Source organism: Sphingomonas sp. HMP6, assembly GCF_013374095.1.
Taxonomy (GTDB): Bacteria; Pseudomonadota; Alphaproteobacteria; order Sphingomonadales; family Sphingomonadaceae; genus Sphingomonas.
On record NZ_AP022672.1, the window covers coordinates 128,259 to 154,264 of the forward strand.

Annotated in this window: 26 protein-coding genes; 11 read left to right on the top strand and 15 right to left on the bottom strand. The window is 65.0% G+C overall.

Features of this window, described 5'->3' with window-relative positions; translation table 11 throughout:
* Position 1: 1 nt before the first annotated feature.
* The 6 genes from HMP06_RS00565 to HMP06_RS00590 form a co-directional block, all read right to left on the bottom strand.
* The gene (locus HMP06_RS00565; protein WP_176495322.1) at positions 2-244 is read right to left on the bottom strand and encodes an acyl carrier protein; all 243 of its coding nucleotides are present in this window, start codon (positions 242-244) and stop codon (positions 2-4) included.
* 60 nt (positions 245-304) lie between these two features.
* Entirely contained in the window at positions 305-1,210 is a 906-nt protein-coding gene (locus HMP06_RS00570) for an NAD-dependent epimerase/dehydratase family protein (protein WP_176495323.1), read from the bottom strand.
* A 148-nt stretch (positions 1,211-1,358) separates the two neighbouring features.
* Complete coding sequence (proB, locus tag HMP06_RS00575; RefSeq protein WP_176495324.1) at positions 1,359-2,477, bottom strand: glutamate 5-kinase; 1,119 nt, start codon at positions 2,475-2,477, stop codon at positions 1,359-1,361.
* A 43-nt stretch (positions 2,478-2,520) separates the two neighbouring features.
* Positions 2,521-3,078, bottom strand: coding sequence for a Uma2 family endonuclease (locus tag HMP06_RS00580; RefSeq protein WP_176495325.1), 558 nt, complete (start codon positions 3,076-3,078; stop codon positions 2,521-2,523).
* Between the two features lie 31 nt (positions 3,079-3,109).
* Positions 3,110-4,153: a GTPase ObgE gene (gene obgE, locus HMP06_RS00585; protein WP_176495326.1), complete on the bottom strand. Its 1,044-nt coding sequence runs from the start codon at positions 4,151-4,153 to the stop codon at positions 3,110-3,112.
* A 164-nt stretch (positions 4,154-4,317) separates the two neighbouring features.
* The gene (locus HMP06_RS00590; RefSeq protein ID WP_176495327.1) at positions 4,318-4,899 is read right to left on the bottom strand and encodes a helix-turn-helix domain-containing protein; all 582 of its coding nucleotides are present in this window, start codon (positions 4,897-4,899) and stop codon (positions 4,318-4,320) included.
* Positions 4,900-4,955: 56 nt separating this feature from the next.
* Between HMP06_RS00590 and HMP06_RS00595 the strand changes: the two genes are divergently transcribed.
* Positions 4,956-5,816 carry a metal-dependent hydrolase gene (locus HMP06_RS00595; RefSeq protein ID WP_176495328.1) on the top strand — a complete coding sequence of 287 codons (861 nt, stop codon included), beginning with the start codon at positions 4,956-4,958 and terminating at the stop codon, positions 5,814-5,816.
* A 203-nt stretch (positions 5,817-6,019) separates the two neighbouring features.
* On the opposite strand, the gene HMP06_RS00600 is transcribed toward HMP06_RS00595, so the two are convergent.
* The 7 genes from HMP06_RS00600 to HMP06_RS00630 form a co-directional block, all read right to left on the bottom strand.
* Positions 6,020-6,775, bottom strand: coding sequence for a phosphoadenylyl-sulfate reductase (locus tag HMP06_RS00600; protein WP_176495329.1), 756 nt, complete (start codon positions 6,773-6,775; stop codon positions 6,020-6,022).
* The gene (locus tag HMP06_RS00605) at positions 6,768-7,178 is read right to left on the bottom strand and encodes a DUF934 domain-containing protein (protein ID WP_176495330.1); all 411 of its coding nucleotides are present in this window, start codon (positions 7,176-7,178) and stop codon (positions 6,768-6,770) included. The genes HMP06_RS00600 and HMP06_RS00605 overlap by 8 nt, the downstream gene beginning before the upstream one ends.
* The gene (locus HMP06_RS00610; RefSeq protein WP_176495331.1) at positions 7,171-8,802 is read right to left on the bottom strand and encodes a nitrite/sulfite reductase; all 1,632 of its coding nucleotides are present in this window, start codon (positions 8,800-8,802) and stop codon (positions 7,171-7,173) included. Before HMP06_RS00610 ends, HMP06_RS00605 begins: the two co-directional genes overlap by 8 nt.
* Positions 8,803-8,919: 117 nt before the next feature.
* Positions 8,920-9,216 (bottom strand): DUF2849 domain-containing protein, encoded by a 297-nt coding sequence (locus tag HMP06_RS00615; RefSeq protein ID WP_176495332.1) that lies wholly within the window; start codon positions 9,214-9,216, stop codon positions 8,920-8,922.
* Positions 9,213-10,016 (bottom strand): uroporphyrinogen-III C-methyltransferase, encoded by an 804-nt coding sequence (gene cobA, locus HMP06_RS00620; RefSeq protein WP_176495333.1) that lies wholly within the window; start codon positions 10,014-10,016, stop codon positions 9,213-9,215. The genes HMP06_RS00615 and cobA overlap by 4 nt, the downstream gene beginning before the upstream one ends.
* A gap of 84 nt (positions 10,017-10,100) precedes the next feature.
* Positions 10,101-11,513, bottom strand: a complete 1,413-nt coding sequence (gene astD / locus HMP06_RS00625; RefSeq protein ID WP_176495334.1) for a succinylglutamate-semialdehyde dehydrogenase — start codon at positions 11,511-11,513, stop codon at positions 10,101-10,103.
* A 71-nt stretch (positions 11,514-11,584) separates the two neighbouring features.
* The gene (locus HMP06_RS00630; protein WP_176495335.1) at positions 11,585-12,943 is read right to left on the bottom strand and encodes a protein adenylyltransferase SelO; all 1,359 of its coding nucleotides are present in this window, start codon (positions 12,941-12,943) and stop codon (positions 11,585-11,587) included.
* Between the two features lie 63 nt (positions 12,944-13,006).
* Here HMP06_RS00630 and HMP06_RS00635 point away from each other — a divergent pair, with 63 nt between their 5' ends.
* From HMP06_RS00635 to HMP06_RS00645, 3 genes are all read left to right on the top strand, one after another.
* The gene (locus HMP06_RS00635; RefSeq protein ID WP_176495336.1) at positions 13,007-13,864 is read left to right on the top strand and encodes an alpha/beta fold hydrolase; all 858 of its coding nucleotides are present in this window, start codon (positions 13,007-13,009) and stop codon (positions 13,862-13,864) included.
* Positions 13,865-14,087: 223 nt separating this feature from the next.
* Entirely contained in the window at positions 14,088-14,837 is a 750-nt protein-coding gene (locus HMP06_RS00640) for an SDR family oxidoreductase (RefSeq protein ID WP_176495337.1), read from the top strand.
* Positions 14,837-15,952, top strand: coding sequence for a glycosidase (locus HMP06_RS00645; protein ID WP_176495338.1), 1,116 nt, complete (start codon positions 14,837-14,839; stop codon positions 15,950-15,952). Before HMP06_RS00640 ends, HMP06_RS00645 begins: the two co-directional genes overlap by 1 nt.
* A 22-nt stretch (positions 15,953-15,974) precedes the next feature.
* On the opposite strand, the gene HMP06_RS00650 is transcribed toward HMP06_RS00645, so the two are convergent.
* Complete coding sequence (locus HMP06_RS00650) at positions 15,975-16,625, bottom strand: hypothetical protein (RefSeq protein WP_176495339.1); 651 nt, start codon at positions 16,623-16,625, stop codon at positions 15,975-15,977.
* Between the two features lie 120 nt (positions 16,626-16,745).
* Here HMP06_RS00650 and HMP06_RS00655 point away from each other — a divergent pair, with 120 nt between their 5' ends.
* The 6 genes from HMP06_RS00655 to HMP06_RS00680 all read left to right on the top strand — a co-directional run bounded on the left by HMP06_RS00655 (position 16,746) and on the right by HMP06_RS00680 (position 23,414).
* Positions 16,746-17,885 (top strand): glycosyltransferase family 4 protein, encoded by a 1,140-nt coding sequence (locus tag HMP06_RS00655; RefSeq protein WP_176498310.1) that lies wholly within the window; start codon positions 16,746-16,748, stop codon positions 17,883-17,885.
* 68 nt (positions 17,886-17,953) lie between these two features.
* Positions 17,954-19,357 carry an NAD(P)H-dependent flavin oxidoreductase gene (locus HMP06_RS00660; protein ID WP_176495340.1) on the top strand — a complete coding sequence of 468 codons (1,404 nt, stop codon included), beginning with the start codon at positions 17,954-17,956 and terminating at the stop codon, positions 19,355-19,357.
* Positions 19,358-19,416: 59 nt separating this feature from the next.
* Complete coding sequence (locus HMP06_RS00665; RefSeq protein WP_176495341.1) at positions 19,417-20,352, top strand: GNAT family N-acetyltransferase; 936 nt, start codon at positions 19,417-19,419, stop codon at positions 20,350-20,352.
* A 143-nt stretch (positions 20,353-20,495) separates the two neighbouring features.
* The gene (gene recO / locus HMP06_RS00670) at positions 20,496-21,122 is read left to right on the top strand and encodes a DNA repair protein RecO (RefSeq protein WP_176495342.1); all 627 of its coding nucleotides are present in this window, start codon (positions 20,496-20,498) and stop codon (positions 21,120-21,122) included.
* 127 nt (positions 21,123-21,249) lie between these two features.
* Positions 21,250-22,302 carry a 3-isopropylmalate dehydrogenase gene (gene leuB, locus HMP06_RS00675; RefSeq protein ID WP_176495343.1) on the top strand — a complete coding sequence of 351 codons (1,053 nt, stop codon included), beginning with the start codon at positions 21,250-21,252 and terminating at the stop codon, positions 22,300-22,302.
* Positions 22,299-23,414 carry a glycosyltransferase gene (locus HMP06_RS00680; RefSeq protein ID WP_176495344.1) on the top strand — a complete coding sequence of 372 codons (1,116 nt, stop codon included), beginning with the start codon at positions 22,299-22,301 and terminating at the stop codon, positions 23,412-23,414. The genes leuB and HMP06_RS00680 overlap by 4 nt, the downstream gene beginning before the upstream one ends.
* Here the strand turns inward: HMP06_RS00680 and HMP06_RS00685 are convergent.
* Positions 23,411-24,694 (bottom strand): phospholipid carrier-dependent glycosyltransferase, encoded by a 1,284-nt coding sequence (locus tag HMP06_RS00685; protein ID WP_232089793.1) that lies wholly within the window; start codon positions 24,692-24,694, stop codon positions 23,411-23,413. The two genes, HMP06_RS00680 and HMP06_RS00685, sit on opposite strands and share 4 nt — an antisense overlap.
* A 103-nt stretch (positions 24,695-24,797) precedes the next feature.
* Between HMP06_RS00685 and HMP06_RS00690 the strand changes: the two genes are divergently transcribed.
* A complete protein-coding gene (locus HMP06_RS00690) occupies positions 24,798-26,003 on the top strand; it encodes a trans-sulfuration enzyme family protein (protein WP_176495346.1) in 1,206 nt (401 codons plus the stop codon).
* Positions 26,004-26,006 lie beyond the last annotated feature (3 nt).

The window sequence follows — 26,006 nt, forward strand, 5'->3', positions numbered from 1 at the left end:
TTTAGCCCTTCAGCTTCTGCACGGCATCGACCAACTGGCCGACGGTTTCGATTTCGGCCTGCATGTTCATCGTGATGATGATTTCGAATTCGTCCTCGATCGCGGCGACGAAATCCATGACGGTCAGGCTGTCCCATTCGAGATCGCCTTGAAAGGTCGTCGCATCGCTCAGCGCCACGCCTTTTTTGTTGAAAGGTTCGATCTGCGCGGTGATCGTATCGTAGATTGCCTGACGGTCGCTCATGGTCTGTCCTTGAAGGGTCGTGACGCTTTGCCGGAGAAATGCGGCGGCTTTATAGCAAGCCTATAGCAAGCCGTTCGCGCGATACCATGCCGCGGTTTCGGCCAAGCCCTGCGGGGTGTCGATCGCTGGCTGCCACAGCGTGGGCGGCGGGCGGCGGGCGGGATCGACGGTCCAGTCGGGGTGGCAGAGATAGCCGACGCGATCTGGGGTGAGTTTGGCGCCCTTTCCGCGAAATGTCTTGTCGGCGTGCGCGATGGTGGTGAGCAGCGCCTTGGGCACGGCGAGCGGCACGACCTTGTGCCCGACCGCGACCCCGATCGCGCGGATCAGTTGGGCATGGCTCCATCCGCCGTCGCGGCCGTCATCAGGCTCGAGGATGGCGCCCGTTGCATCAGCGCTGGCGAGCTTCAGCAACAAGGCTGCGATGTCATCGACATGGATAACCGAAACGCGCCCCCCCGGCGGCAGCACCGCCACGCCGGTCTTCGCCATGCGAAACAAGTCGCGCATCTCCATGTCGCCGGGGCCGTAGATTCCGGGCGGCCGGACGATCGTCCAGTCGAGGCCGGAGGCGGTAACGATCACTTCCGATTCGATCTTCGACCAGCCGTAAAGGGAGAGGTCTGGTTCGCGCGCGGCGAGGGAGGAGACGTGGACGAAGCGGCGGACGCCGGCGGTGCGCGTTGCATCGAGGACGGCTTGCGTGCCTGCGATGTTGCCGGCGGCGAAACCGGCGCGATCGGGCGCGTTGACCACGCCCGCGATGTGCAGGACGGCGTCGGCGCCGTCGACCAGCCGGTCGAGCGGTTCGGCGGTATCAAGCGCGCCTTCGATCCAGGTGACGCCGTCGCGCGGCGGTTGCGGGCGGCGGGTGAGGGCGCGGACGCTGTGTCCCGCCGCGACGGCGAGGTCGATGGCGCGCGACCCGACGAAGCCGGTGCCGCCGGTGATGGCGAGAGTGGTCATCGTTCGCGCATCCAAAGATTGGCTTCCCCGGCGAAGGTCTTGGCCTTCGTGCGACCGCGTATGTGCAGTGACGTGTCGCCCGATTCGCCGAAGCTCCGCGACTGGGCCCCGGCCTTCGCCGGGGAACGGTGAAAGATGTCTGTCTCGCTCACACGAGCGCCATGTGGTTGCGGTGAACGAGTGCGGCGCGTGGCGCATAGCCGAGGATTTCGGCCTGTTCGTCGCTGCGCTTGCCGGTCAAGGCGGTGGCTTCGGCGGCGTCATATTCGCTCAAGCCCCGCGCCAGTGTGCGGCCATCGGGGCCGATTATCGCGATAAGATCGCCGCGCAGGAAGCCGCCGGTGACGCGCGTCGCGCCCGCCGCGAGCAAGCTCTTGCCGCTCGACAGGGCTTTGGCCGCGCCCGCATCGATGCCGATCTCGCCCTTCGCGGTCAGCCCGCCCGCCAGCCACGCTTTCCGCGCAGGCGCGGCGCGCTCGGCGATGAAGACGGTGCCTCGCCCGCTCGATTCATAGGCGGCAAGCGGATGCTCGACATGTCCGGAGACGATCGCGAGGTTCACGCCCGCAGCGGTGGCGATCCGTGCAGCGGCGATCTTCGACACCATCCCGCCCGATCCCATGCCCGAGCCCGATCCGCCATCGGCCATCGCCTCGATCGCGGCATCGATTCGCTCGACGCGGTCGATCAGCGTCGCATTCGGGTTGGTGGTCGGGTTGGCGCTGTAGAGGCCATCGACATCGGACAGCAGGATGACGCCGTGTGCGCCCGCTGCCTGCGACACGCGTGCGGCGAGCCGGTCATTGTCGCCGAAACGGATTTCTGCGGTGGCGACGCTGTCGTTTTCGTTGATGACCGGCACGACGCCGAGCGAGAGCAAGCGCCCGAGCGTGGCCGAGGCGTTGAGATAGCGGCGGCGGTCCTCAAGATCGTCGAGCGTCACCAGCATTTGCGCGGCGGTGAGGCCTTCGGCGCCGAGCAATTCGGCCCAGACTTGCGACAGCGCGATTTGCCCGGTGGCGGCGGCGGCCTGCGCATCCTCCAGGCTGGCGCGTCCGCCTTTGGGGAGCTTCAGGCGGCGCGCGCCGAGCGCGATTGCGCCCGAGGAGACGATCGCGATTTCCTGGCCCGCGCGGACGCGTTCCGCCAGGTCGGCGACGAGGCTGGTCAGCCAATCGCGCCGCACCGTGCCATCGGCAGCGACGAGCAGCGACGAGCCGACCTTTACGATCAGGCGCGGGCAGGGAGCGGGGGCGAACACGGACATTGCGCTCCGCGTTAGCGTGTGGCGGGGCGCGCGCCAATCACCGTTAATCGCGCGCGAAAATCTCGGCGTGGGGGATGACGAGGTTTAGCGTGGGCAACCTGACATCGGTCTCGACGTCATAGGTATCGTCGCTCCACCCATTAGGGCCGGTGCGCTGTACGATCCTCAGGCGCTCGGTCGCGATATCCACGAAGACGATCGTATCGACGCTCGAAAGGGCTTTATACTCGTCGAGTTTCTCACGAAGATCGGTCCGTGCCGTCCCTGCCGACAGAACCTCAAACACGGCCCGTGGATCGTCAAACGCTTTTTTCTCGTCATCCTTCGCTTCGTCGCGCCCGCAATAGACAGATACGTCGGGATAGCGGACGGAGCGATCTCGGGTTCTCGCTGCCATGTCGGAATTATACGGTGTGCATCCGCTTCCGCGCAGCCGGTTTGCAAGCGCCACCAGGATATTCACCTGCACCCGCGCATGACGCGCCGTGCCGCCCGCCATCATGCGAATCACGCCGTTGTCGAGTTCGGCCTTTCGGTCGCCGAAATCGATTTCGAGGAATTCCTCGGCAGTGAGCAGCGGGTAGACAATCTGGGTCGCCATCATTGTGCGTATACCAGATGGCGCGCTCGCTTCAAACCGGCGACCATTCCCCCGGCGGTGAGTCGTCGTCGCGCGCGGGGGCGCCTTCGGCCGGGCCGATCGCCTCGATCAGCCGGTCGACGACCGCCTCGATCCCCGTGCCGCCCGCGCCCGACAGCGGCATTACCTCGGACTTGCTGGCGCGCTTGAGCTTGGTGACGAGCTTCTTCACGTCGGCAGGATCGAGCGCGTCGATCTTGTTGAGGCCGATCACTTGCGGCTTGTCTACAAGGCCCTCGCCGTAAGCATCGAGTTCTCCGCGCACGATGCGGTAATTGCCGACCGGATCCTCCTCGGTCGCGTCGACCAGATGCAGCAGGACCTTGCAGCGTTCGATGTGGCCGAGGAAGCGGTCGCCGATCCCGGCACCGTCGGCTGCGCCCTCGATCAGGCCAGGGATGTCGGCCACGACGAATTCGCGATTGTGGCGGCTGACCACGCCCAATTGCGGGCGCACGGTGGTGAAGGGGTAGGCACCGACCTTGGCCTGCGCATTGGTGACGGCGTTGATGAAGGTCGATTTGCCGGCATTGGGCAAGCCGACCAGCCCGGCATCGGCGAGCAGCTTGAGGCGCAGCCACACCCACATTTCCTGATACGGCCAGCCGGTGCCGTGCTGACGCGGCGCGCGGTTGGTCGACGTTTTATAGGTGGCGTTACCCCGACCGCCGTCGCCGCCGCGCAGGAACACGATGCGTTCGCCGGGAACGGTGAAATCGGCGAGGACTTCGTCCTTGTCTTCGCTCAGCACCTGAGTGCCGACGGGCACGCGGATGAGCAGATCGTCGCCGCCAGCACCCGTGCGGTTCGAGCCCGAGCCGCCATGGCCGCGCGGGGCGCGGAAATGCTGGGTGTAGCGAAAGTCGATCAGCGTGTTGAGGCCGGGCACGGCTTCGAAGATGATGTCGCCACCCTTGCCGCCATTGCCGCCGTCGGGGCCGCCATATTCGATGAACTTTTCGCGCCGGAAACTGACGGCACCGGGGCCGCCTGCGCCCGATCGGACGAAGATCTTTGCTTGGTCGAGGAAATGCATGGCGCGCCTGTAACGCTTTAGCGCAGCTAAAGCGAGCGTAGAGCGCGCCCGGCCGGCGCGGCCAAAGCCGCGACCGACGAGTCGCAGGTTTAGGGTGCCCCGCACCCTAAAGGCCATGCCGGGGGCATGGCCGACCTGCAACTCTTTGCCACGGCGCTTGCCCGTCAAGCCGGCAGGATCGCCTTCGACGCCATCAGCGACCGCGTCGCGATCGTCCGCGCGGCTTCCGGCGGCAAGCCCAGCCCCTTGGCCATTGCGCCGCCGAGCAAGGCGTCGCCCATCGCCATCAGCACCAGTTGCAGCGTGTCTTCGTGGATTTGCTTGCCGGTCTCTTCATCCTCGGCGAGATCATCGACCAGGCGGAGGATCGCGCTGAGGACCGGATCGAGCGCGTCGTTATTGCCCGACAGGATCATCCACGCCGCCATCGCGCCCGCGCCGTTGACAAAGGCATCGAAGGTAAGATCGACCACTTCGCGCGGATCGGAATCGCCCAGCCGGGCGCGCTTCGCCGCCGCGCCGATTTCAGCAGTGATCGAGTCCGCGAGATGCGTGATCAGCGCCTTTTGCAGGTCCGCGGCCGAACCGAAATGGTGGAGCAGATTGGCGTGGGTGCGCCCGATTCGCGCCGCGACCGCCTTGAGCGTGACCGCCTGTGGCCCCGCCTCGACCAGCAACGCGCGCGCCGCTTCGATTGCGGCATCGCGGGATTCTTCCGGGCTGAGTCGTTTGCGCACTATTGACATTGATGTAAGTAATACATAGTTTGGAGCCTGTTATTCCGATCTGTTTGGAGCTTTTCATGGCGAAAGCAACCACTCCCGCCGATTTGACGATCGTCCCGCGCGACCTGCGCTTTGGCCGCGGGACGCAGATGCGCCGTTGGTGGCTGAACAACGATCCATTCGCGACCGCTTTCTATAACGCGCTGTCAGTAACCTTTCCCAAGGGTGAGGGCTTTTTCATCGATAGCGTCCGCACTTTCCGCGAAGGCACGCCGCCGCGCCTACACGCCGAAATCCAGGCGTTCATCAAGCAGGAAGTGATCCACACGCGCGAGCATGTCGCGTTCAACCGCCACGTCACCGATCAAGGGTATGACGTGACCTTGCTCGACCGGCATATCGATGAGGCGCTGGCATTGACCAAGGGCCGCCCGCCGATCGCGAGCCTGGCGGCAACGATGGCGCTCGAACATTTCACCGCGATGCTGGCGCACCAATTGATCGCCAACCCGCGCCATCTGGCGGGCGGGGACGAGCAGGCCGCCGCCTTGTGGCGCTGGCATGCCGCCGAGGAAATCGAGCATAAGGGCGTCGCCTATGACACCTGGCTGCACGCCACGCGCGACTGGACACGCTGGAAGCGCTGGCAGATCAAGGCGCTGGTGATGATCGGCACGACGGTGAAGTTCTTCGCGGGGCGTTACAGGGGTATGCTCGAATTGCTGCGGCAGGATGGCATTACCGGCGCGAAGGCGCATTTCGGGATCGTGTGGTACGCGCTGGGGCGGCCGGGGATGGCGCGGAAGATTCTGGGGGCTTGGCTCGCGTTCTTTTTGCCGGGCTTCCATCCGTGGAATCATGATGATCGCAAGCTGATTGCGCTTGCGGAGAGCGATTATGCGGCGGCGGTGCTGCCACGGGGGGCGCTGGCGGCTTGAAAGCCTGAGGTATCCCACACCCCGTTCGCCCTGAGCCTGTCGAAGGGCTGCATGCCACACACCGGACGCCGGTTGTGGCAAGCAAGGCTTCGACAGGCTCAGCCCGAACGGTGTTGGGGTGTACTTGCCACCTAGGCCTTCGCAGCTGGGCCCCGGCCTTCGCCGGGGTGGCGGCAGGGGAGGCGGAGGTGAAACATTCCGCCTTAAAAAACCGGCTCCTCCCCCGGCTTCTCCGGCACATGAATCCCGCATTCGACCTTTTCCCACCCACGCCAGCGTCCCGCGCGTGGGTCTTCGCCCGGCAGCACTTTCGAGGTGCATGGCGCACAGCCGATCGAGGCATAGCCCTCGGCCTCAAGCGGATGGCGCGGCAATTCGTGCTCGGCGAAATAGGTGTCGAGCGCGGTCTTGTCCCAATCCGCCAGCGGGTTGAGTTTCAGGCGACCTTCATCCTCTTCGAAGCGCGGCATTTGCAGGCGGGTGCCGGCCTGGAAACCTTTGCGCCCCGAAATCCAGGCGTCGAACGGCGCGAGCGCGCGGCGCAGCGGCTCGACCTTGCGCAGGTCGCAGCAACCGTCGGGGTCGTAATTCCAGCGCAAGCCCGTCGCGTCCTTCGCCGCGAGCAAGTGGGGATCGGGGCGGAACACGCGCAAATCGGTGAAGCCGAGCTTCTCCGAAAGTTCGTCGCGATATTGCAGGGTTTCGCCGAAAATCTTCTGCGTGTTGAGGAAGATGACGGGAATGTCGCGGTCGATCTGCGCGATCAGGTGGAGCAAAACAGCGCTCTCAGCACCGAACGAGGACACCGCCGCGACCCGGCCCTTGAACTCGCCGGTCAACAGGTCGCCGAGCATGTCGCGCGTGCCGACCCCGGCGTAGCGCGCCTCCATCGCCGCCGCATCGGCGGGCGAGAAGGGAGCCACGTCGATCAGGTCGAGCTTGCGCGCTGCACTAGCCATGCCGCAATTTCCACACCGGCACGCGCCCGTCGGCAGCCTTTTGATAGACATCGTCGTAGCGCGTTAGCGACGCCTCAAGCGTAGCCGGATCGATCTCGCTTTCGGGCGAGAAACTGTCGAAGCCGCAACGCTTCATCAGCGGCATCTGATCGACCAGCACGTCGCCCTGCGCGCGCAGTTCGCCGCTGTAGCCGGCTTCGCGCAGGATGCGCGCGGCGGAATAGCCGCGCCCGTCGCGGAAGCTCGGGAAGCTGACCTCGACCAGCGCGATGCGATCGAGATACGGCAGCAGCGCGCGGGCGTCGTCGCCTGCCTCCAGGCGGACGGCGGTGGCGTTGGTCTGCGTATCGAGGAACGCGTCGAGCGTGACGGCGGGTTCGTCGTGCGTGGCGGGATCACCCATAAAGCGCCTCCTTGAACGGTTCCATGCCGACGCGGCGGTAGGTGTCGAGGAAGCGTTCGCCGTCTTCTCGGGCGGCCAGATAGACGTTGGTCACCGTCTCGACCGCATCGACGATACCGTCCTCGTCGAAGCCGGGGCCGGTGATCTTGGCGAGGCTGACATCCTCCGCACCCGACCCGCCGAGCGAGAGCTGGTAATTTTCGGTGCCCTTCTTGTCGACGCCGAGGATCCCGATGTGTCCGGCATGGTGATGCCCGCAGGCATTGATGCAGCCGCTGATCTTGAGCTTCAATTCGCCGAGGTCGCGCTGCCGCGCAGGGTCAGCGAAGCGTTCGGTGATCTTCTGTGCGACCGGGATCGAACGGGCATTGGCGAGGCTGCAATAATCGAGGCCGGGACAAGCGATGATATCGCTGATCAGGTCGAGATTGGCAGGCGCGAGGCCGATTTCGCTGAGGCGGCCCCACACCGCGTACAGATCGGCCTTTCGGACGTGCGGCAAGACGATGTTTTGCGCGTGGGTGATCCGCAGTTCATCGAAGCTGAAGTGCTCGCCGAGCTTGGCGATCGCGTCGATCTGGTCGGCGGTGGCGTCGCCGGGGATGCCGCCGACAGGCTTCAAGCTGATCGTGACGATGGCATAGCCGGGTTGCTTGTGCGCGGCGGTGTTCTGGTCGACCCAGATGGCGAAATCGGGGTCGCTGCGGTCGATCGTATCGGGCACGTCTTTGTCGAACGCGGGCGGTGCGAACATCGCGGTGATGCGGTCGAACTCGGCCTTGGGCGGATCGAGCCCGAGCGCCTTGACGCTCACGAATTCCTCCTCGACCTGACGGCGATATTCGTCCGGGCCGATTTCGTGGAGCAGGATCTTGATCCGCGCCTTGTAGATATTGTCGCGGCGGCCGTAGCGATTGTAGACGCGCAGGCACGCTTCGAGATAGCTGAGCAGATCGTCGGCGGTGACGAAGTCGCGGATTTCGTGGCTGATCATCGGGGTGCGGCCCATGCCGCCGCCGACGAAGATCTTCCCGCCGAGCACACCGTCCCGCTCCAGCAATTGAATCCCGATATCGTGCAGCCGCATCGCCGCACGGTCTTCGTGCGCCGCGATCACCGCGATCTTGAACTTGCGCGGTAAATAGGTGAATTCGGGGTGGAAGGTGCTCCACTGGCGCAGCAATTCCGCCCAGATCCGCGGATCGGCAACCTCATCCGCTGCGGCCCCGGCATATTGATCCGACGAGATGTTGCGGATGCAATTCCCCGAGGTCTGGATCGCATGCATCTCGACCGTCGCCAGTTCGGCAAGGATGTCGGGGGCCTGGTCGAGCTTGATCCAATTATACTGGATGTTCTGCCGCGTCGTGAAATGGGCATAGTCGCGATCATATTTGCGCGCGATGTGCGCGAGCATCCGCATCTGGCGGCTGTCGAGCGTGCCGTAAGGGATCGCTACGCGCAGCATGTACGCGTGCAGCTGCAGGTACAGCCCGTTCATCAGCCGGAGCGGCTTGAACTGGTCCTCGGTGATCTGCCCGGCGAGGCGGCGCTTCACCTGATCGCGAAATTCCTCGACGCGGGTATCGACGATCTGCTGGTCGTATTGGTCGTATTTATACATGGGGTCTATCCACCACCGTTCGCCCTGAGCCTGTCGAAGGGCTGCTCTTCTCAAGCGGGCCGGAGGAAAAAGGAGGGCAGGGCTTCGACAAGCTCAGCCCGAACGGAGCAAGGGTGCTCATATCACCCAGCTTCCCGCCATCGGATCGGCGGGTTTCAGCGTCAGATCGGCGCGGACCGTAGGCCCGAGCGCGCGGACGCGGTCCTTGATGTGGGCGGGGCGGGGGCCTTCGGGGGTGGCTGCGGCGTCGATGACATAGGGCACGTTGACGCGGCGCGCGCCTTCCTCGGCGCGGGCGATGCTCTCGCCCTGATCGCCGACGTCGCTCGCATCCTCGACGTGACGTGACCAGGTTGAGCCGGTCCACCAGATCACATCGCCGGTCGGCAAGTCATTCCCGGTCAGTAATTTCACGCCACACTCTCCGCAATTCTTGCCCAGCGCCCCAATTTATCCTCGGCATCGGACAGATTGACCACCTCGCCGACGACGATGATCGCGGGGCTGGCGACTTTCTCGCGTTCCACCATCTGCCCGAGATCGGCAAGCAATGTCCTGATCGCGCGGTGCCCGTCGAGCGTGCCGCGTTCGAGCACCGCCACCGGCATGTCCGGGGCGACGCCGTCGCGCATCAATTTGTCGGCGATGTCGGTTGCCGTGGCGACGCCCATGTAGATGACGAGCGTGCGGCCCTTGCCGGCGAGCCCCGACCAATCCTGATCGGCGAGGCCCTTGCATTGCCCGGCGACGAAGCTGACCGCGCTCGAATGGTCGCGGTGGGTGAGCGGCAACATCGCCTCCGCCGCGCACCCCAGCGCCGCCGATACGCCGGGGATGATTTCGACCGGCAGACCCGCCGCGCGCACGGCCTCGACTTCCTCACCGCCGCGCCCGAAGATGAAAGGATCCCCGCCCTTCAGCCGCACGACGATCGCGCCGGTCTTCGCATGTGCGACGAGCAGCGCGTTGATGGCGTCTTGCGGGAGGGTATGGCGCGCGCGCTGCTTGGCGACCGAGATGCGCTGCGCGGCGGCGGGGGCGAGATCGAGCACGCGCGGGTCGATGAGGCCGTCATGAACGACGACATCGGCTTGCTTGAGCGCCGCCACCGCGCGCACCGTCAGCAAGTCGAGAGCACCCGGGCCCGCGCCGACGAGGATGACGCGTCCCACCGTCGATACAATGTGCGCAGTAGGGTCGAGGAGTGTTGCCATCGCTGTCAGATGGGCTGGACCAAGCGCGGCCGCAATTCAAGGTTGCTTTGCCGGGGGGTAGCGAAACTTGTCGCGCGCGCCTGTTCAGGCGTCGCGCAAGCCGACCCCGATGCTCGCCCGCGCCTGCTCCGCTTCGCTCGATACCACCGGATAGGCGCAATAATCCGCGGCGTAATAGGCGCTCGGGCGGTGGTTGCCGGACCAGCCGATGCCGCCGAATGGGGCACCCGACGAGGCACCATTGGTCGGCTTGTTCCAATTGACGATGCCGGCGCGCGCATTCGCCCAGAAGCGGTCGTACAGCGCTGGATCCTGGCTGAGCAGCGACGCGGACAGGCCGTAGCGCGTGTTGTTCGCCTCCTCGATCGCATCGTCGAAGCTCGATTTGCGGATGACTTGCAGGATCGGGCCGAACAATTCGATGTCGGGCCGGTCGTTCATGTCGGTCGTGTCGATCAACGCCGGGCGTAGGAACGGGCGGTTGGCGACGGGCCGTTCGAGATGGCGGATCGCACGGCCGCCGCGCATCATCAGTTCGAGGAAGCTTTCGGTCAGCAGGTCGGCGCTTTCATTGTCGATCACCGGGCCCATGAACGGGGCTGGGTCGGCATGCGGTTCATCGACGATGATGCGGGTGAGCAATTTGGTCACTTCGGCCATCAACGGATCGTAGAGTTTCTCATCGACGATCAGGCGGCGCGCGGCGGTGCAGCGCTGCCCTGCGCTGGTGAAGGCGGATTGCACGATGACGATCGCAGCGGAGGGCAGATCGGGCGAATCCCACACCACGATCGGGTTGTTGCCGCCCATTTCCAGCGCGAGGATCTTTTGAGGCCGCGTCGCGAACTGTCGGTTGAGCGCGATGCCGGTGTGAGCGGAGCCGGTAAAGAGCAGCCCGTCGATGCCGTCATGCCCGGCCAGCGCCTTGCCCTCGGCAGCACCACCGATGACCAGGCGGACGCAGCCTTCGGGGATGCCGCTGGCGTGGAAGCAATCAACCAGGAACGCGCCGACTGCGGGGGTCTTTTCGGACGGTTTGAACACCACGGCGTTCCCGGCGAGGAGTGCTGGGACGATGTGGCCGTTGGGCAAATGCGCGGGGAAATTATACGGTCCGAGCACCGCGAGCACGCCGTGCGGCTTGTGGCGCAGCGCCATGCGCCCGCCCATTTGCGTGTCGAGGCGGCGCTGCGGTGTGCGCTCGGCATAGGCGCTGACCGAGATATCGACCTTGGCGATGACCGATTCGACCTCGGTCCGCGCCTCCCACAACGGCTTGCCGGTTTCGCGCGCGATCAAATCGGCAAAACCATCGGCGCGGGCGCGCACGACATTGGCGAAACGGCGCAGCGCCTCGATCCGATACGCAAGCGGTTGCGCGGCCCAAGGCGCCCAATTTGCGCGCGCGGTGGCGACCTCGGCATCGACATCGCCGATCTGGCCACGCCACAAGGTGGCACCAGTCGCGGGTTCGTAGGAAAGGAGTTCGGAAGACATTGCCGGGGTGTTTGCCTTAGTTTTGCGGGGGAATCTACACTTTGCTCCCCTCCCTGGAGGGGGGGGAGGGGCTAGCTCAACGCCTCGCCCATTTCGCGGATCGCGGCGATCTTGGCCTCAAACGGCCCCCAATCATCGTTCTGGTCGATTGCCGCCCAGATCGCTTCGACCTCGTCGATCAGCATCGCACAGGGTTCGCCCTGCCAATAGGCGTGGTCGCGGGGTTTGCGGGGGGTGTAGGCTTGGAGCGCGGTGCGCGCTTCGTCGAACGCCGGATCGGTCGGCGCGGTGCCGCCGAAGGCGTCGAAGAAGAAGCGGTCGAGGCCGAGTTTGCTCGCCACGAGGCCGCGCTCGACCGCCTGGACGAGTGCGCGGTCGCTGAACGGGTCTTGCGGCACCACGCCGAGCCGCCACAGGATCGCCGTCGAGACCGCGCGCTGATAGCGTTCGGCGAAGCTGTCGAGCACCGCGATCAGCGGTTCCGCCTCGCTCACCGTGCGGAGCGAAACGGCGAGCTGCATCGCGTTCCAGTGGATCGCCTCGGGCTGGCGACCGAAGGCATAGAGGCCGTGATGATCGAAATAGGCGGCGGTGAAGCTTGGCTCCCAGGTCGGGGCGAAGCGCCACGGGCCGTAGTCGAAGCTCTCGCCGGTCACATTGATATTGTCGGTATTGAGCACGCCGTGGACGAATCCGGCCGCCATGTAGCTGGCGGTGAGGGTGGCGGTGCGGGCCACCACCAGATCAAGCAGTTGCGCCGCCGCGTCCTCGCCCGGTTCTTCGTTGTAGAGATTGCGCAGGACGTAGCCGATGAGCCGCTCCATTGTCTCGGCATCGCGTAGATAGGCGAGGCGCTGAAACGTGCCGATGCGGATATGGCCGTGGCTCAGCCGCACCAGCACGGCAGAGCGCGTAGGGGAGGGTTCGTCGCCGCGCTCGAGCGCTTCGCCGGTTTCGATCAGCGAGAAGCTGCGCGAGGTGTTGACGCCGAGCGCCTGGAGCATTTCGGTGGCGAGCACTTCACGCACCCCGCCTTTCAGCGTCAGGCGGCCGTCGCCGAAGCGGCTCCACGGGGTGGTGCCCGATCCCTTGGTCGCCAAGTCCATCAGGCGCCCGCGGTCGTCGCGCATTTGCGCGAACAGGAAGCCGCGACCGTCGCCGATGTCGGGATTGTACTGGCGGAACTGGTGGCCGTGGTAGCGCAGCGCGAGCGGTTGTTCGAGATTGCCGGACAGCGGCTGAAAGCGACCGAAATGCGCCAGCCATTCGCTGTCGCCGAGGTCGGCGAGTCCAACCTCCTTCGCCGCGCGATCGTTGCGAAACCGTAAGACCGTTTGCGGGAAACGTGCCGCCTCCACGGGATCAGAAAGGGCATCGCCCAAATCGAGGATGGCGCGCTGCGGGAGATAGGCTTGCGGGGGGGTGCTCATGCGTGGATATGGAGGCGGCCAACCCCGGGGCGCAACCCCAAAGCCCAAGCCAGGGACGTCACCATGTCGCCTTATGAAAATCGATATTGGTGGTCGAACGACGGAATCCGGCTGCATTATCGCGATTATCCGGGGGATTCGTCCAAGCCGCCGATCCTCTGCCTGCCCGGCCTGACGCGCAATGCGCGCGATTTCGATGCGGTGGCGCGGCGGCTTTCGCCCGAGTGGCGGGTGATCGCGATCGACCTGCGCGGGCGCGGCGACAGCGGCTATGCCAAGGACCCGATGACTTATGTCCCGCTCACCTATGTGCAGGATGTCCAGGCGTTGCTCGGCGAGCTTGGCGTGGGGCGTTACATTGCCTTTGGCAGCTCGCTCGGCGGGATCGTCTCGATGCTGCTGGCGGGGACCTCGCGCGAAAGCGTGGCGGGGGTGCTGCTCAACGATGTCGGGCCGGACATCATGGCCGAGGGGCTGGCGCGGATTCGCAGCTATGTCGGGCGGTCGAACACCTGGCCCACCTGGATCCACGCGGCGCGCGCGGTCGCCGAGGCGAATGGCGGGGTCTATCCGGATTTTACGCTGGAGGACTGGCTGGCGATGGCGAAGCGGCTCTATCGGCTGAACAGCGCTGGCCGGATCGTGCTCGATTACGACATGAAGATCGCTGAGCCGTTCCGCGTTCCCGGCAACGAGGCCGGTCCCGACATGTGGCGCGCGCTGGCGGTGTTGAAGAGCGTGCCGACGTTGATCGTGCGGGGCGCAAAATCGGACGTGCTGTCAGCGGCGACGGCGGCGCGGATGGCGGAGACGCTCGACGATGGCGAGCTGGTGACGATCGCCGGTGTCGGTCACACCCCGACCTTGGGCGAACCCGAGGCCGAGGCCGGGATCGACCGGCTGCTGGCGCGGATCGTTTAACTCTCCCCTCCCTGGAAGGGCGGGAGTATTGGGTCGATCATGCCCCGCATGATCTGAAACAGCCGGTGGCTGTTTCACCGGGTGGGTGGGTTTGTTGTCGAACGCTGTTCCCGCCCCATACCGACCCACCCCCACCCCCACCCCCACCCCTTTCAGGGAGGGGAGTTAGAAGCGGAACCCCCGCGATCCTGACGCGTCTCCCCGACAACTTCTGGAGTTCTGAATGAACAATATATCTGACGCCCACACTGCGATGACGCGCCTGCAGGGCAAGCGCGCGATCATTACCGGCGGCACGACCGGGATCGGCCGCGCGATCGCGGTGCTGCTGGCGAGCGAAGGCGTGAAGGTGTTCATTTGCGGGCGCGACCAGCACCATCTCGATGATGCGCTGACCCGGATCCGCGAGGTCGGCGAGGGCGACGGCGTGACGATCGACTTGAGCGATCCGGAGCATGTGAAAGCGTTTTTCGATCAAGGTGCCGCCTATCTCGGCGGGCTCGATGTGGCGGTGATCAATGCCGCCGTCGCGGCCGAGGGCCTGAGCACGATGTCCGAGCCGGACTTGCGGTATGCCATTGCGGTCGATTTCACCGCCTATCTGCTCAGTGCGCATGCTGCGGTCCAGCAACTCGACGGGAAAGGCGATATCGTGTTGATCGGGTCGATGAGCGCGCACGTGCTCGGGCCGAGCTCGACCGTCTATGCCGGCATCAAATACGGCATCCAGGGTTTCGCCTATGCCTTCCGGCGCGAAATGGGGCCGAAGAACATCAAGGTTTCGCTGGTCGAACCGGGACTGACCGGATCGAACATGCAAACCGACCCGCCGGAGATCCAGCGCGAGAAGATCAAAAAGGAGGAGTCGCTGCGTGCGGAGGACATTGCGGTCGCGGTGCAGTATATCCTGACCCAGCCCAACCGCGCGATCATCCAGCAATTGACGATCACGCCGCGCATGCAGGAAGACTGATGACCTTTTCTCATGACGCACTCATTTTCGCCCCCGGCGATATCGACCTCAGCCAGTCGCCGCTCGCCGGGAAGGTCGATGCCGAAACCTATGTGCTGGGGGCGTTCAATCCGGGCATGACGCGGTTGCCCAACGGCAATCTGCTGTTGATGGTGCGGGTGGCGGAGGCGCTGCGGACGCCGATCCATGATCAGGCGATTCATGCGATCCGCTGGACCGAGCATAGCTACGCGCTCGACGCCTGGCCGCTCGATTTCGTTGACACCGCCGATCCGCGCAAATTCATGATGCGCGCGGCGGGGTGGAAGATCATGGCGCTGACCTCGATCTCGTGGCTGCTGCCGGTCGAGCTTAACGCCGATGGCACCAGGGTCGAGCAGGTCCATTACGACAAGGCGATTGCGCCGCGTGCGCCGTACCAATGCTACGGCGTCGAGGATGCGCGGATCAGCAAGGTGGGTGACCGCTATCTGATGACGACCTGCTCGGTCAGCCCGGAGCGGCATTCGACGACGCTCTACACTTCGGACAATGCGCTCGACTGGCAGCTCGAGGGGATCGTGCTCGATCATCAGAATAAGGACATGCTGATCTTCGAGGGGCTGGTTGCGGGCAAGTATTTCGCGCAGACGCGGCCGTTGGGCGATTTGTATTTCGCCTATCCGCCGGGGAGCGAATGGCGCAGCGGGCCGTCGATCAACCTCGCCTCATCGCCCGATGCGCTGCATTGGAAGCCGTATGACAAGCCCGGCATCCGCCCGCACGCCGCGACGATGGCGACCGCGCGGATGGGCGGCGGCGCCCCGCCGATCCTGACGCCCGAGGGCTGGCTGTCGCTGTGGCACGGCGTGGAGCCGGCCGGCGTGGTCGGCATCTACCGCACCTATTGGAGCTTGCTCGACCGCGACGACCCGAGCGTGGTGCTGCGCACGTCGCATGAGCCGTTGATTGAGGCGAATGCGGCGCTGACCGATCCGATCAAGGACTTGATGTATCTCGACAATGTCGTGTTCACGACGGGCATCGCCGATGCGGGGGATCATTATGTCGTGGCGAGCGGCGAGGCGGATCTGGCGTGTCGGGTGACGTGGGTGGCGAAGGGGGCGTTTGAGTAGATTTGCACCGGGCGACCGATGCTTACGGTTCGTCCGTCTGCAATGCAGCGCTGTTGAAAGACGAGACATCAGTCACTTGGCGCGTGATCTGCATCGAGGGGGAGAGCCGCGTCCGGGCAATCGGCAAATCACGATCATTCCGATCCGCGACAACGAAAAATCCCGCCATGCCGAGTATGGGTTGCAGCGGGGTTTGCGCCGACGGCGCGCGCATGAAGCTGCCGATATAGGTCGCCTCGCCGCTGCGGATGCGAAAAGGGAAGGCGAACGGCTTCTCGGGCGACCATTCATACGACCCGACACCGGGAAGCGACCCCGAAAAAGCGAAACTGCCAACCGCATAGTCACCCGGCGGCAAGCACCGGACGACGACATGCCCGGTTTCCGTACCGACGAAATCGGGATCTTTGATCTGCAAGCGGATCGCGCCGCCGACCTTGGGCTTGATTTCACCCGCCCATGGGCTGCGGCGCTTGTCGCCCGGGCTTTTGATCGGTCCGTAGGGAAAGGTGAAATTCATCCCGATCTTCACCGTACCGACCGAATAGATGAGGCATCCCGCATCAGCCCCTTCATAGTGCGCCGCATCGCTCTTCGCATTCGCGGTGGTAGCACCGAGCAGCGCTGTCCACAGAAGGATTGCCGTGGTCCTTCCCAAAATCCTAACCTTCATGGCCATAATCTTTCTCCGGGCTTCTGATGCCGCCGCGCGCTGGTGGAGACATAAATGAGCATGCCGACCGGGCAAGCGCAAATGATGACGCCCGCATTCCGTTCCGCTAAGGCCCCGATTATGCCTCGTCCGGTCAACATCCTGCACCTCCATTCCACCTTCTCGCTCGGGGGCAAGGAAGCGCGGGCGGTGCGGTTGATGAACGTGTTTGGGGATCGGGCGCGCCACACGATCGTGTCGGGGATGGAGGGACAGTATGGGGCGCGCGAGGCCATCGCCAAGGGGATCGATTACGAAATCGCGCAGAATGCGCCGCCGCTGACCGGTAATCCCTCGGTCAACCGCTATGAAGCGATTGCCGCGTATATGCGCCGCTTCGATCTGGTGCTGAGCTACAATTGGGGCGCGATCGACGGGGCGATGGCGCGGCGCGTGTCGTCGAAGGGCGTGCCGCCGCTGATCCACCATGAGGACGGCTTCAATGCGGACGAGGCCAAGTGGCTGAAGCCGCAGCGCAATGTCTATCGCCGCTTCGCGCTGACCAAGGCGGCGGCGTTGGTCGTGCCATCGGAGACGCTTGAGGACATCGCGCTCAACATCTGGAAGCAGCCGCGCGAGCGCGTTCACCGCATCGCGAACGGTATCGATACCGCGCTCTATGCCAGGAAGCCGAAGCCAAACGCGATTCCAGGCCTCAAGCGCAAGCCGGGCGAAGTGGTGATCGGCACGCTGGCGGGCCTGCGCGAGGTCAAGGATCTGCCGATGCTGGTGCGCGCAGTCGGCGGCATGTCGACGCGCGTGCGTCTTGTGATCGTGGGGGAGGGGCCGGAGCGGCAGGCGATCCTAGATACGGCCGAGCGGATGGGGATGGAGGATCAACTGGTGATGCCCGGTTTCCTGCCGCGGCCGCACGAATATATCGGCCTGTTCGACATTCTGGCGCTGTCGTCCAAGAGCGAGCAATTCCCGATCTGCGTGGTCGAGGCGATGGCGGCGGGCCTGCCGATCGTTTCCACCCCGGTGGGCGATGTGTTGCGGATGGTGGTGCCCGAGAATCGTAGTTATGTCGAAGGCCGGACGCAGGAAGTGGCGCTGCGCGATGCGCTTGAGGCGCTGGCCAAGTCGGTTCCGGAAGGCAGGGCATGGCTTGGCCAAAAGAACCGTGCCAAGGCCGTCGCAGAATATGACGAAGCAGGGATGATTGCGCGCTATGCGGCGCTTTACGGAAATGTCATCGGCCGACCGGATGCATTTGCCTAAATGCGATTTGCGGCGGGATGCATCCAAAGCCTATACCAAGCGTATCTTTCAATCGGAGGTCTCTCGCGTTGTTTAAAGGTTTGAAGCCCATCGTTTATGGCGGCCGTGAGGTTTGGCCGATCGTAGAAGGTGGCAAGGGGGTTGCTGCGACCAATCACGCGAGCGCGGGGGCGTGGGCCGCCGCGGGCGGAATCGGCACGGTTTCGGCGGTGAATGCCGACAGCTATGACCCGGACGGCAAAATCATCCCGCAAGTCTATAAAGCGCTGACGCGGCGCGAACGGCACGAAGAGCTGATCGAGTACGCGATCGAGGGTGCCGTCCAGCAAGTCCAGCGCGCGTTCGACATTGCCGGTGGCAAGGGCGCGATCAACATCAATGTGCTGTGGGAAATGGGCGGGGCGCAACGCATTTTGCACGGCGTGCTGGAACGCACGCGCGGGCTCGTCTCGGGCGTTACCTGCGGCGCGGGGATGCCGTACAAATTGTCCGAGATCACCGCGTCCTATGAAGTGAGCTATCTCCCGATCGTGAGTTCGGGCCGGGCCTTCCGGGCACTGTGGAAGCGCGCCTATTCCAAGGCGTCGGAATGGCTGTCAGCGGTGGTCTATGAGGATCCGTGGCTGGCGGGCGGGCATAACGGCCTGTCCAATGCCGAGGACCCGCTCGTTCCGCAGGACCCCTATCCGCGCGTGAAGGCGCTGCGCGAGACGATGCGCGAAGGTGGCATTTCGGACGACGTGCCGATCGTGATGGCGGGCGGCGTGTGGTATCTGCGCGACTGGTCCGACTGGATCGACAATCCCGAGCTCGGCAGCATCGCCTTCCAGTTCGGCACGCGGCCGTTGTTGACGCAGGAAAGCCCGATTCCCGAAGGCTGGAAGGCCAAGCTGACCAATATCGAGGAAGGCGAAGTGCTGCTGCACCGTTTCTCCCCGACCGGTTTCTATTCGAGCGCGGTCCTCAACCCGTTCCTGCGGCATCTGCAGGCGCGGTCGGACCGGCAGATCGCCTTTTCGGCGCAACCCGCCGGGGACCATACGCATCAGCTCGACGTCGGCGTGAAGGGCAAGAATTTCTGGGTGACGCTTGGCGATCTGCTGCGCGCGCGGCAATGGTATCGCGCCGGCTTTACCGATGCGTTGAAGACGCTGGACAACACGCTCGTGTTCGTGACGCCCGAGGACAAGGGCGTGATCCGCAAGGATCAGGCGGATTGCATGGGGTGCCTCAGCCAATGCGCGTTTTCGAGCTGGTCGGACACCGAGACCAACTCGACTGGGCGGCTCGCCGATCCGCGCAGCTTCTGCATCCAGAAGACGCTGCAGGACATCGCGCATGGCGGCGAGATCGACCAGAATCTGATGTTCGCCGGGCATGGTGCGTATCAGTTCAAGCGTGATCCGTTTTATTCCAACGGCTTCGTGCCGACGGTGAAGCAGTTGGTCGATCGGATTCTGACGGGCGACTGAGGCTGGATCGGGCCGGGAGTTTAGCCCTTTCTTCACCCCGCCCCGGTAAAGGGCGGGGCATGTCCGCGCCGATCGTCCTTCCCGGAAACGCCGAACTGCTGCCGCTGCGCTTTCAGATCGGCGCGCGGACGATCGCGGCGGTCCAGCGCCGGATGGTGCGCGTGCCGCTGTCGCTCGATCAGGTTCTGGACGGACGGGTGCCGGCGCTGCCGCCGCTCGACCGCGCCGCGCATGGCTATGCGATCACCTCCTTGCCGCAGAAACAATTGGAAGCGGTTGCGCGAGTCGGCGGCGGGATGATCGCGCATGTCCGGCAATGCTACCCGCGGCATTATGCCGATTTGACGATCGGGTTCGAGGCGTATCGCGCGGCGCTCTCGGGCAACACGCGATCCGGGCTGAAGCGCAAGGCCAAGAAAGTGATGGAGGCGTCGGGCGGAATGCTCGACGTGCGGCGGTTCCGCACGCCCGATGAGTTGAGCCAGTTCCACGCGGTCGCGCGCGGGATTTCCGAGCGGACCTATCAGGAGAAGCTGCTCGGCGGTGGATTGCCCGAGGATGCGGCGTTCCTGCAGAGCATGTATGCGCTGGCGGCCGCGGGCGCGGTGCGGGCGTGGTTGTTGTACGTTGGCGGGGAGCCGGCGGCGTATCTCTATTGCCCGATCGAGAACGGCACCGTGCGCTACGATCATGTCGGGCACGATCCGGTGTATAACGATCTGTCCCCCGGCGGTGTGCTGATGCTGGAGGTGATGGGGGATTTGTACGCCGAGCCGCGCCTGCGCTGGTTCGATTTCACCGAAGGCGATGGCCAGCACAAGCGCAGCTTCGCGACACACGGGGTCGAATGCCTCGACCTGCTGTTGCTGCGCGCCACGCCGACCAACCGCGCGACGCTGGCCGCGCTCGGCGCGTTCGACCGGTGTGCGGCGTGGGGCAAGCGCGCGGTCGCGCGCTGGGGGCTGGCAGGGCTGGCGAAGAAGCTGCGGCGGTAGCTTCCCCACCGTTCGCCCTGAGCCTGTCGAAGGGCACATCTCCCCGCAGACGGCGTGACGTGTGGAGAGAGGGGGGGGCGACAAGCTCACCCCGAACGGATTTAGGTGATAGCCAACACCGACCCCTTCGCTACACCGCTGCCATGCACCTGCGCGCCGAAGCCCTGATCCTCGCGATCCGCCATCACGGCGAGCATGGCGCGATCGCGCGCGCGCTGACTGCCGAGCATGGGTTGCAGGCGGGCTATGTGCGGGGTGGGCGCTCCAGCCGGATCCGGCCGATCCTGCAACCCGCCAACCGCGTGATCGGCGAATGGCGTGCGCGCACCGATGATCAGCTTGCCAGTTTGAGCGTCGAACTCGTCACCAGCCGCGCGCCGCTTTATGCCGAGCCGCTCCCGGCGCTCGCGCTCGATTGGGTGACGACGCTGACCGCCGCTGCGCTGCCCGAGGCGCAACCCTATCCGCGATTGTACGCCGCGCTCGACGGGACGATTGCGGCGGTCGAATCCGCCCCCGCGGCGCGCGGGTGGGCGCTGGCGCTGGCGCGCTATGAATTGCTGGTGCTGGCGGAGCTTGGCTATGGCCTGGAGCGCGAGACGCTGCCGCCGGCGCTTGCCAGCGGGGTGGCCCCGGAATGGCCCGAAATCCTTGAGGCGCTGGGCATCACGGGCGAGGCGCTGGCCGCGCAAATTCTGGTCGAACGGCGCGCGGTGACGCTCGATGCGCGCGCGCGGCTGGTCGATCGGCTGAAAAGGGCGGTTGCGTGAAGCCCCGCGCCTCGGCAAGGACTCTCATGCCCGTTCGTCCTGAGCTTGTCGAAGGACTGTTCTTTCTTCCTTGCGGGTGGAAGAGGAGAGCAGGGCTTCGACACGCTCAGCCCGAACGGAATTCTATGTGGCACTGATCGCAATTCTCGCCGGTGACGGCATCGGACCCGAAGTCACGCGCGAGGCGCGGCGCGTGCTCGAAGCACTCGACCTTGGCCATAGCTTCGAAACCGCAGCCGTTGGTGGCGCGGCGTATCGCGCGACCAGCCATCCGCTGCCGCACGAGACGCTGGCGCTCGCCAAGCGCGCCGATGCGATCCTGTTCGGTGCGGTCGGCGATCCCGAGATGGACGGGCTCGAGCGCGCGCTGCGCCCGGAGCAGGCGATCCTGGGTTTGCGCAAGGCGCTCGGCCTGTTTGCCAATCTCCGGCCCGCCAAGCTGTTTCCGGGGCTCGAGGATGCCTCCGCGATGCGGCCCGAGATCGCGCGTGCGATCGACATGGTGATCGTGCGCGAACTGACCGGCGACGTCTATTTCGGCGACAAGGGCCGCGGCATTACCAATAAGGGCCTGCGCGAAGGCCATGACATGATGCGCTATGACGAGGTCGAGGTCGCGCGGATCGCGCGCGTCGGTTTCGAAATGGCGCAGCGGCGCAAGCGCATCATCACCTCGGTCGACAAGGCCAATGTGCTGGAAACCTCACAATTGTGGCGCGAGGTGGTCAACGAAATCGCGCGCGATTACCCCGAGGTGAAGCTCACCCATATGTACGTCGACAATGCCGCGATGCAGTTGGTGCGCAATCCCGGCGCATTCGACGTGATCGTCACCGGCAATCTGTTCGGCGACATCCTGTCCGATCAGGCGAGCATGTGCGTCGGGTCGATCGGGATGCTGCCGTCGGCCTCGCTCAACCAGTGGCAGGGGACGTGCGGGCTGTACGAGCCGATCCACGGTTCCGCGCCCGATATCGCCGGCCAGGGCAAGGCCAATCCGTGCGCGGCGATCCTGTCCGCGGCGATGCTGCTGCGGCATTCGCTGGCGGACGAAGCCTCGGCGCTGCGGATCGAAGCGGCGGTGGTCGCGGCAATCGGCGGCGGCGCGCGCACGCCCGATCTTGGCGGCACGCTCTCGACCGAAGCGATGGGCGATGCGGTGCTGGCCGCACTTGCATGAGCGAGCCGCTGGAACCGACCACATTGGAGTTGGCGGTCGTCATCCCGACCTTCAACGAACTGCGCAACGTGCCGCTGCTGATCGCCAAGCTCGACGCGGCGCTGGTCGGGCGTGGGTGGGAGGCGATCTTCGTCGATGACGACAGCCCCGACGGCACCGCGCAGGCCGCGCGCGACATCGCGCTGACCGACCGGCGCGTCCGCGTGATCCAGCGGATCGGGCGGCGTGGGCTGTCCTCGGCCTGTATCGAGGGGATGTGCGCGACTGCGGCCCCGGTCGTCGCGGTGATCGACGGCGATCTGCAGCATGACGAGACGATCCTGCCCGCGATGCTCGATGCGTTGCAAGCCGACGCCGCGCTCGACGTTGTGATCGGATCGCGCTTCGTTGCTGGCGGCGGGACGGGCGAGTGGGACCATGACCGCGTCGCCAAATCCGCTTTGGCGACGCGGATTTCCAGGCGCGTGCTGAAAGCCGATCTCAACGATCCGATGAGCGGCTTCTTCATGATCCGCAGCGCGATCGTGCGCGCAATGATCCCGTCGCTGTCGGCGATCGGCTTCAAGATCCTGCTCGACATCATGACCGCGAGCCCGCGGCCGCTCAAGTTCCTCGAATTGCCCTATACCTTCAGGCTGCGGACCGAGGGCGAGAGCAAGCTCGATTACGTCGTGGCGATGGAGTTCCTGATCGCACTGTACGACCGGATGTTCGGGCGGATCGTGCCGGTGCGCTTCGTGATGTTCTCCGCGATCGGGGCGATCGGCGCGGTGGTGCACCTGGCGGTGCTGTGGGTGTTGTTCCGCGAGAGCGGGCTGGAGTTCGTTGCGGCGACGATCGTGGCGACGTTGGTCGCGATGACCTTCAACTTCTTCCTCAACAACGCGCTGACCTATCGCGAGCGGCGGCTGACGGGTGCGCGCGCGCTGTTCGACGGATGGGTGTCGTTCTGCCTGGTCTGCGCGGTCGGGGCGGCGGCGAATGTCGGCGTCGCGGCGTTCCTGTTCGAGGTGCAGCATGGTGCCTGGGCACTGTCGGCGCTGGCGGGGATCGTGGTGGCGGCGGTGTGGAATTTCGCGCTGTCGTCGCGGTTTGTGTGGGGGCGGTATTAAACCCAGCTCGGAAACCAGGTCCAGAAATGGAAAGCGTTCGGTCCGCTCAAGCGCGCCGCCGATAGCACCGGGTAGAACAAAACGAAGAACGCCAGCACGACGATCAGCATCGCTTCGTCCCAATGCTTTCCGCGCTTGAAATGGTCGAGTGCGACGGCGAGCGCGATGCACAGGAAGGTGGTCGGCAGATAGTAATAATAGAAAAAGCCGAGCGATTTGGGGATCACTGCCCATATTCCGTAACTGCCGATCCATAGCCCGGCCGCCGCGAGTGCCGCGGCGCTCCGGTCGCGCCACCAGGCGTAGAGGCACGCTACAACCGCGATCAGCCCGCCATAGAGGATCGCGAGATTGCCAATCAGCAGCACCCCGCGCTGCGCACCGTCGGCGGGTTCGTAGAGATACCACACCGGCCGCACCATGAACGGCCAACTCCACCACGATGATTGGTACGGATGATGCGGCAGGATCTGCGTCTGCTGGTGATACATATTGCCCTGAAATGGCAGCAGCTTGGCCAGCGTCATCGCGTCGATATGGTAGAAGAAAGCCGGGGCAAAGGTCAGGAAATAGGCGGCGATGCTGACCGCGCCGAGTGTCACGATCGCCGTGATCGCCGCCATGCCGGGCCAGTGGCGATGCCCGCCTGCGTTCAGCGCGGCATAGACCGACCGACCGTTGGCGCGGGCATCGTTCAGCCGCACCGCCACGAACGCGATCGCGGCAAACGCCACGAGCGGCGCGGCACTCCATTTCGCGGCGACGGCGAGGCCAAGCACGGCGCTGCCCATGATCCAGCGTGACCACGCCTGCGGCCCTGTTTCTGCCCGCATCGCCCACAACAGGCCCGTGATGCCGAGCAGCGCCAACGCCGCCATGAACCCGTCGAGCATCCCGATCCGCGCCTGCACGAACACGGTGAAATTGAACACAGCGAACAACGCGCCGAACACCGCCGGGCGGACGCGGCCGAGCATCAGCCACAGGATCGCGAACACGCCGAGCACTGTCGTCGTGCCTGCCAGTGTCGAGAAGAAGCGCCACCCCAGGCTGTTATCGCCGAACAGCAGGATGCCAGCGGCAATGATCTCCTTCGCCAGCAAGGGATGTTCGATGTTGGTCGGCCCGGCAAGCGCAATCAGCTTTCGCGCGGCGGGAACATAATGCACCTCGTCGAACATCAGTTTCGACGGTATCGTCAGGCGATAGCAGAACAGAAACTGCGCCAGCAAAGCGAGGATCGCGGCGGCGCGAAAGGGGCTGGGCTGGGGGTGCGTCACAGCATCTCTATCCCCGCTCAAGCCATTCCTTTCAAGCGCGCGCCCGCGATGCCCCCCTGATCCCCATTGACGTACGCCGCGCGCTCCCGGCAAAGTGGGCGACATGAAACGCCGCACCGGACAAGACCAGAGCATCACGCGCCAGTGGCGCCCCGCAACGCAAGCCGTGCGCGGCGGCACCGCGCGCAGCGAATGGGGGGAGACGTCGGAGGCGCTGTTCCTGACATCGGGCTATGCCTATGATTGCGCCGCCGATGCCGCCGCGCGCTTCGCGGGCGAACAGGTCGGCATGACCTATTCGCGGTTGCAGAATCCGACGGTCGAGATGCTCGAAAACCGCATCGCCTTGCTTGAAGGGGCGGAAGCGTGTCGCACGATGGCAACGGGCATGGCGGCGATGACGGCGGTGCTGCTGTGCCAGCTCCAGACCGGAGACCATATCGTCGCGGGGCGCGCGGCATTCGGGTCGTGCCGCTGGCTGACCGACACGCTGCTCCCCAAATTCGGGATCGACGTGAGCATCATCGATGCGCGCGATCCGCAGCAATTCGAAGATGCGTGCAAGCCGAACACCAAGCTGTTCTTCTTCGAAACGCCTGCCAACCCGACGATGGATGTGGTTGATCTGAAAGCGGTTTGCGACATCGCGCGGGCGCGGGGGATAACTTCGGTGGTCGACAATGCCTTCGCCACGCCCGCGCTGCAGCGGCCGATGGAGTTCGGCGCCGACGTGACCGCCTATAGCGCGACCAAGATGATGGACGGGCAGGGGCGCGTGCTCGCGGGTGCGGTGTGCGGGACGCAGAAGTTCATCGACGACACGTTGCTGCCCTTTACGCGCAACACCGGGCCGACGCTGAGCGCGTTCAACGCCTGGGTCGTGCTGAAGGGGCTGGAGACGCTCGATCTGCGCATCCGGCGGCAATCGGAAAATGCACTGAAGGTCGGGCGGATGATCGAGGCGCGCGTTCCGCGGATGCTTCACCCCGGTCTGCCGAGCCATCCGCAGCACGATCTGGCGATGCGCCAGATGGAAGCCTGCGGCCCGATCTTCGCGTTCGAAGTGGCGGATCGCAAGCAGGCGCACGGGCTGCTCGATGCGCTGCAAGTTGTCGATATCTCGAACAATATCGGCGATTCGCGCTCGCTGATGACGCATCCCGCCTCGACCACGCATTCCGGCGTCGCGGAGCAAAAGCGGCTCGAGATGGGCGTGACCGAGGGGCTGATCCGGCTCAATGTCGGCCTTGAAGATGCGCAGGACGTGATCGAGGATATCGACCGGGCGCTGACTGCGGTGGGTTTGTGAGCG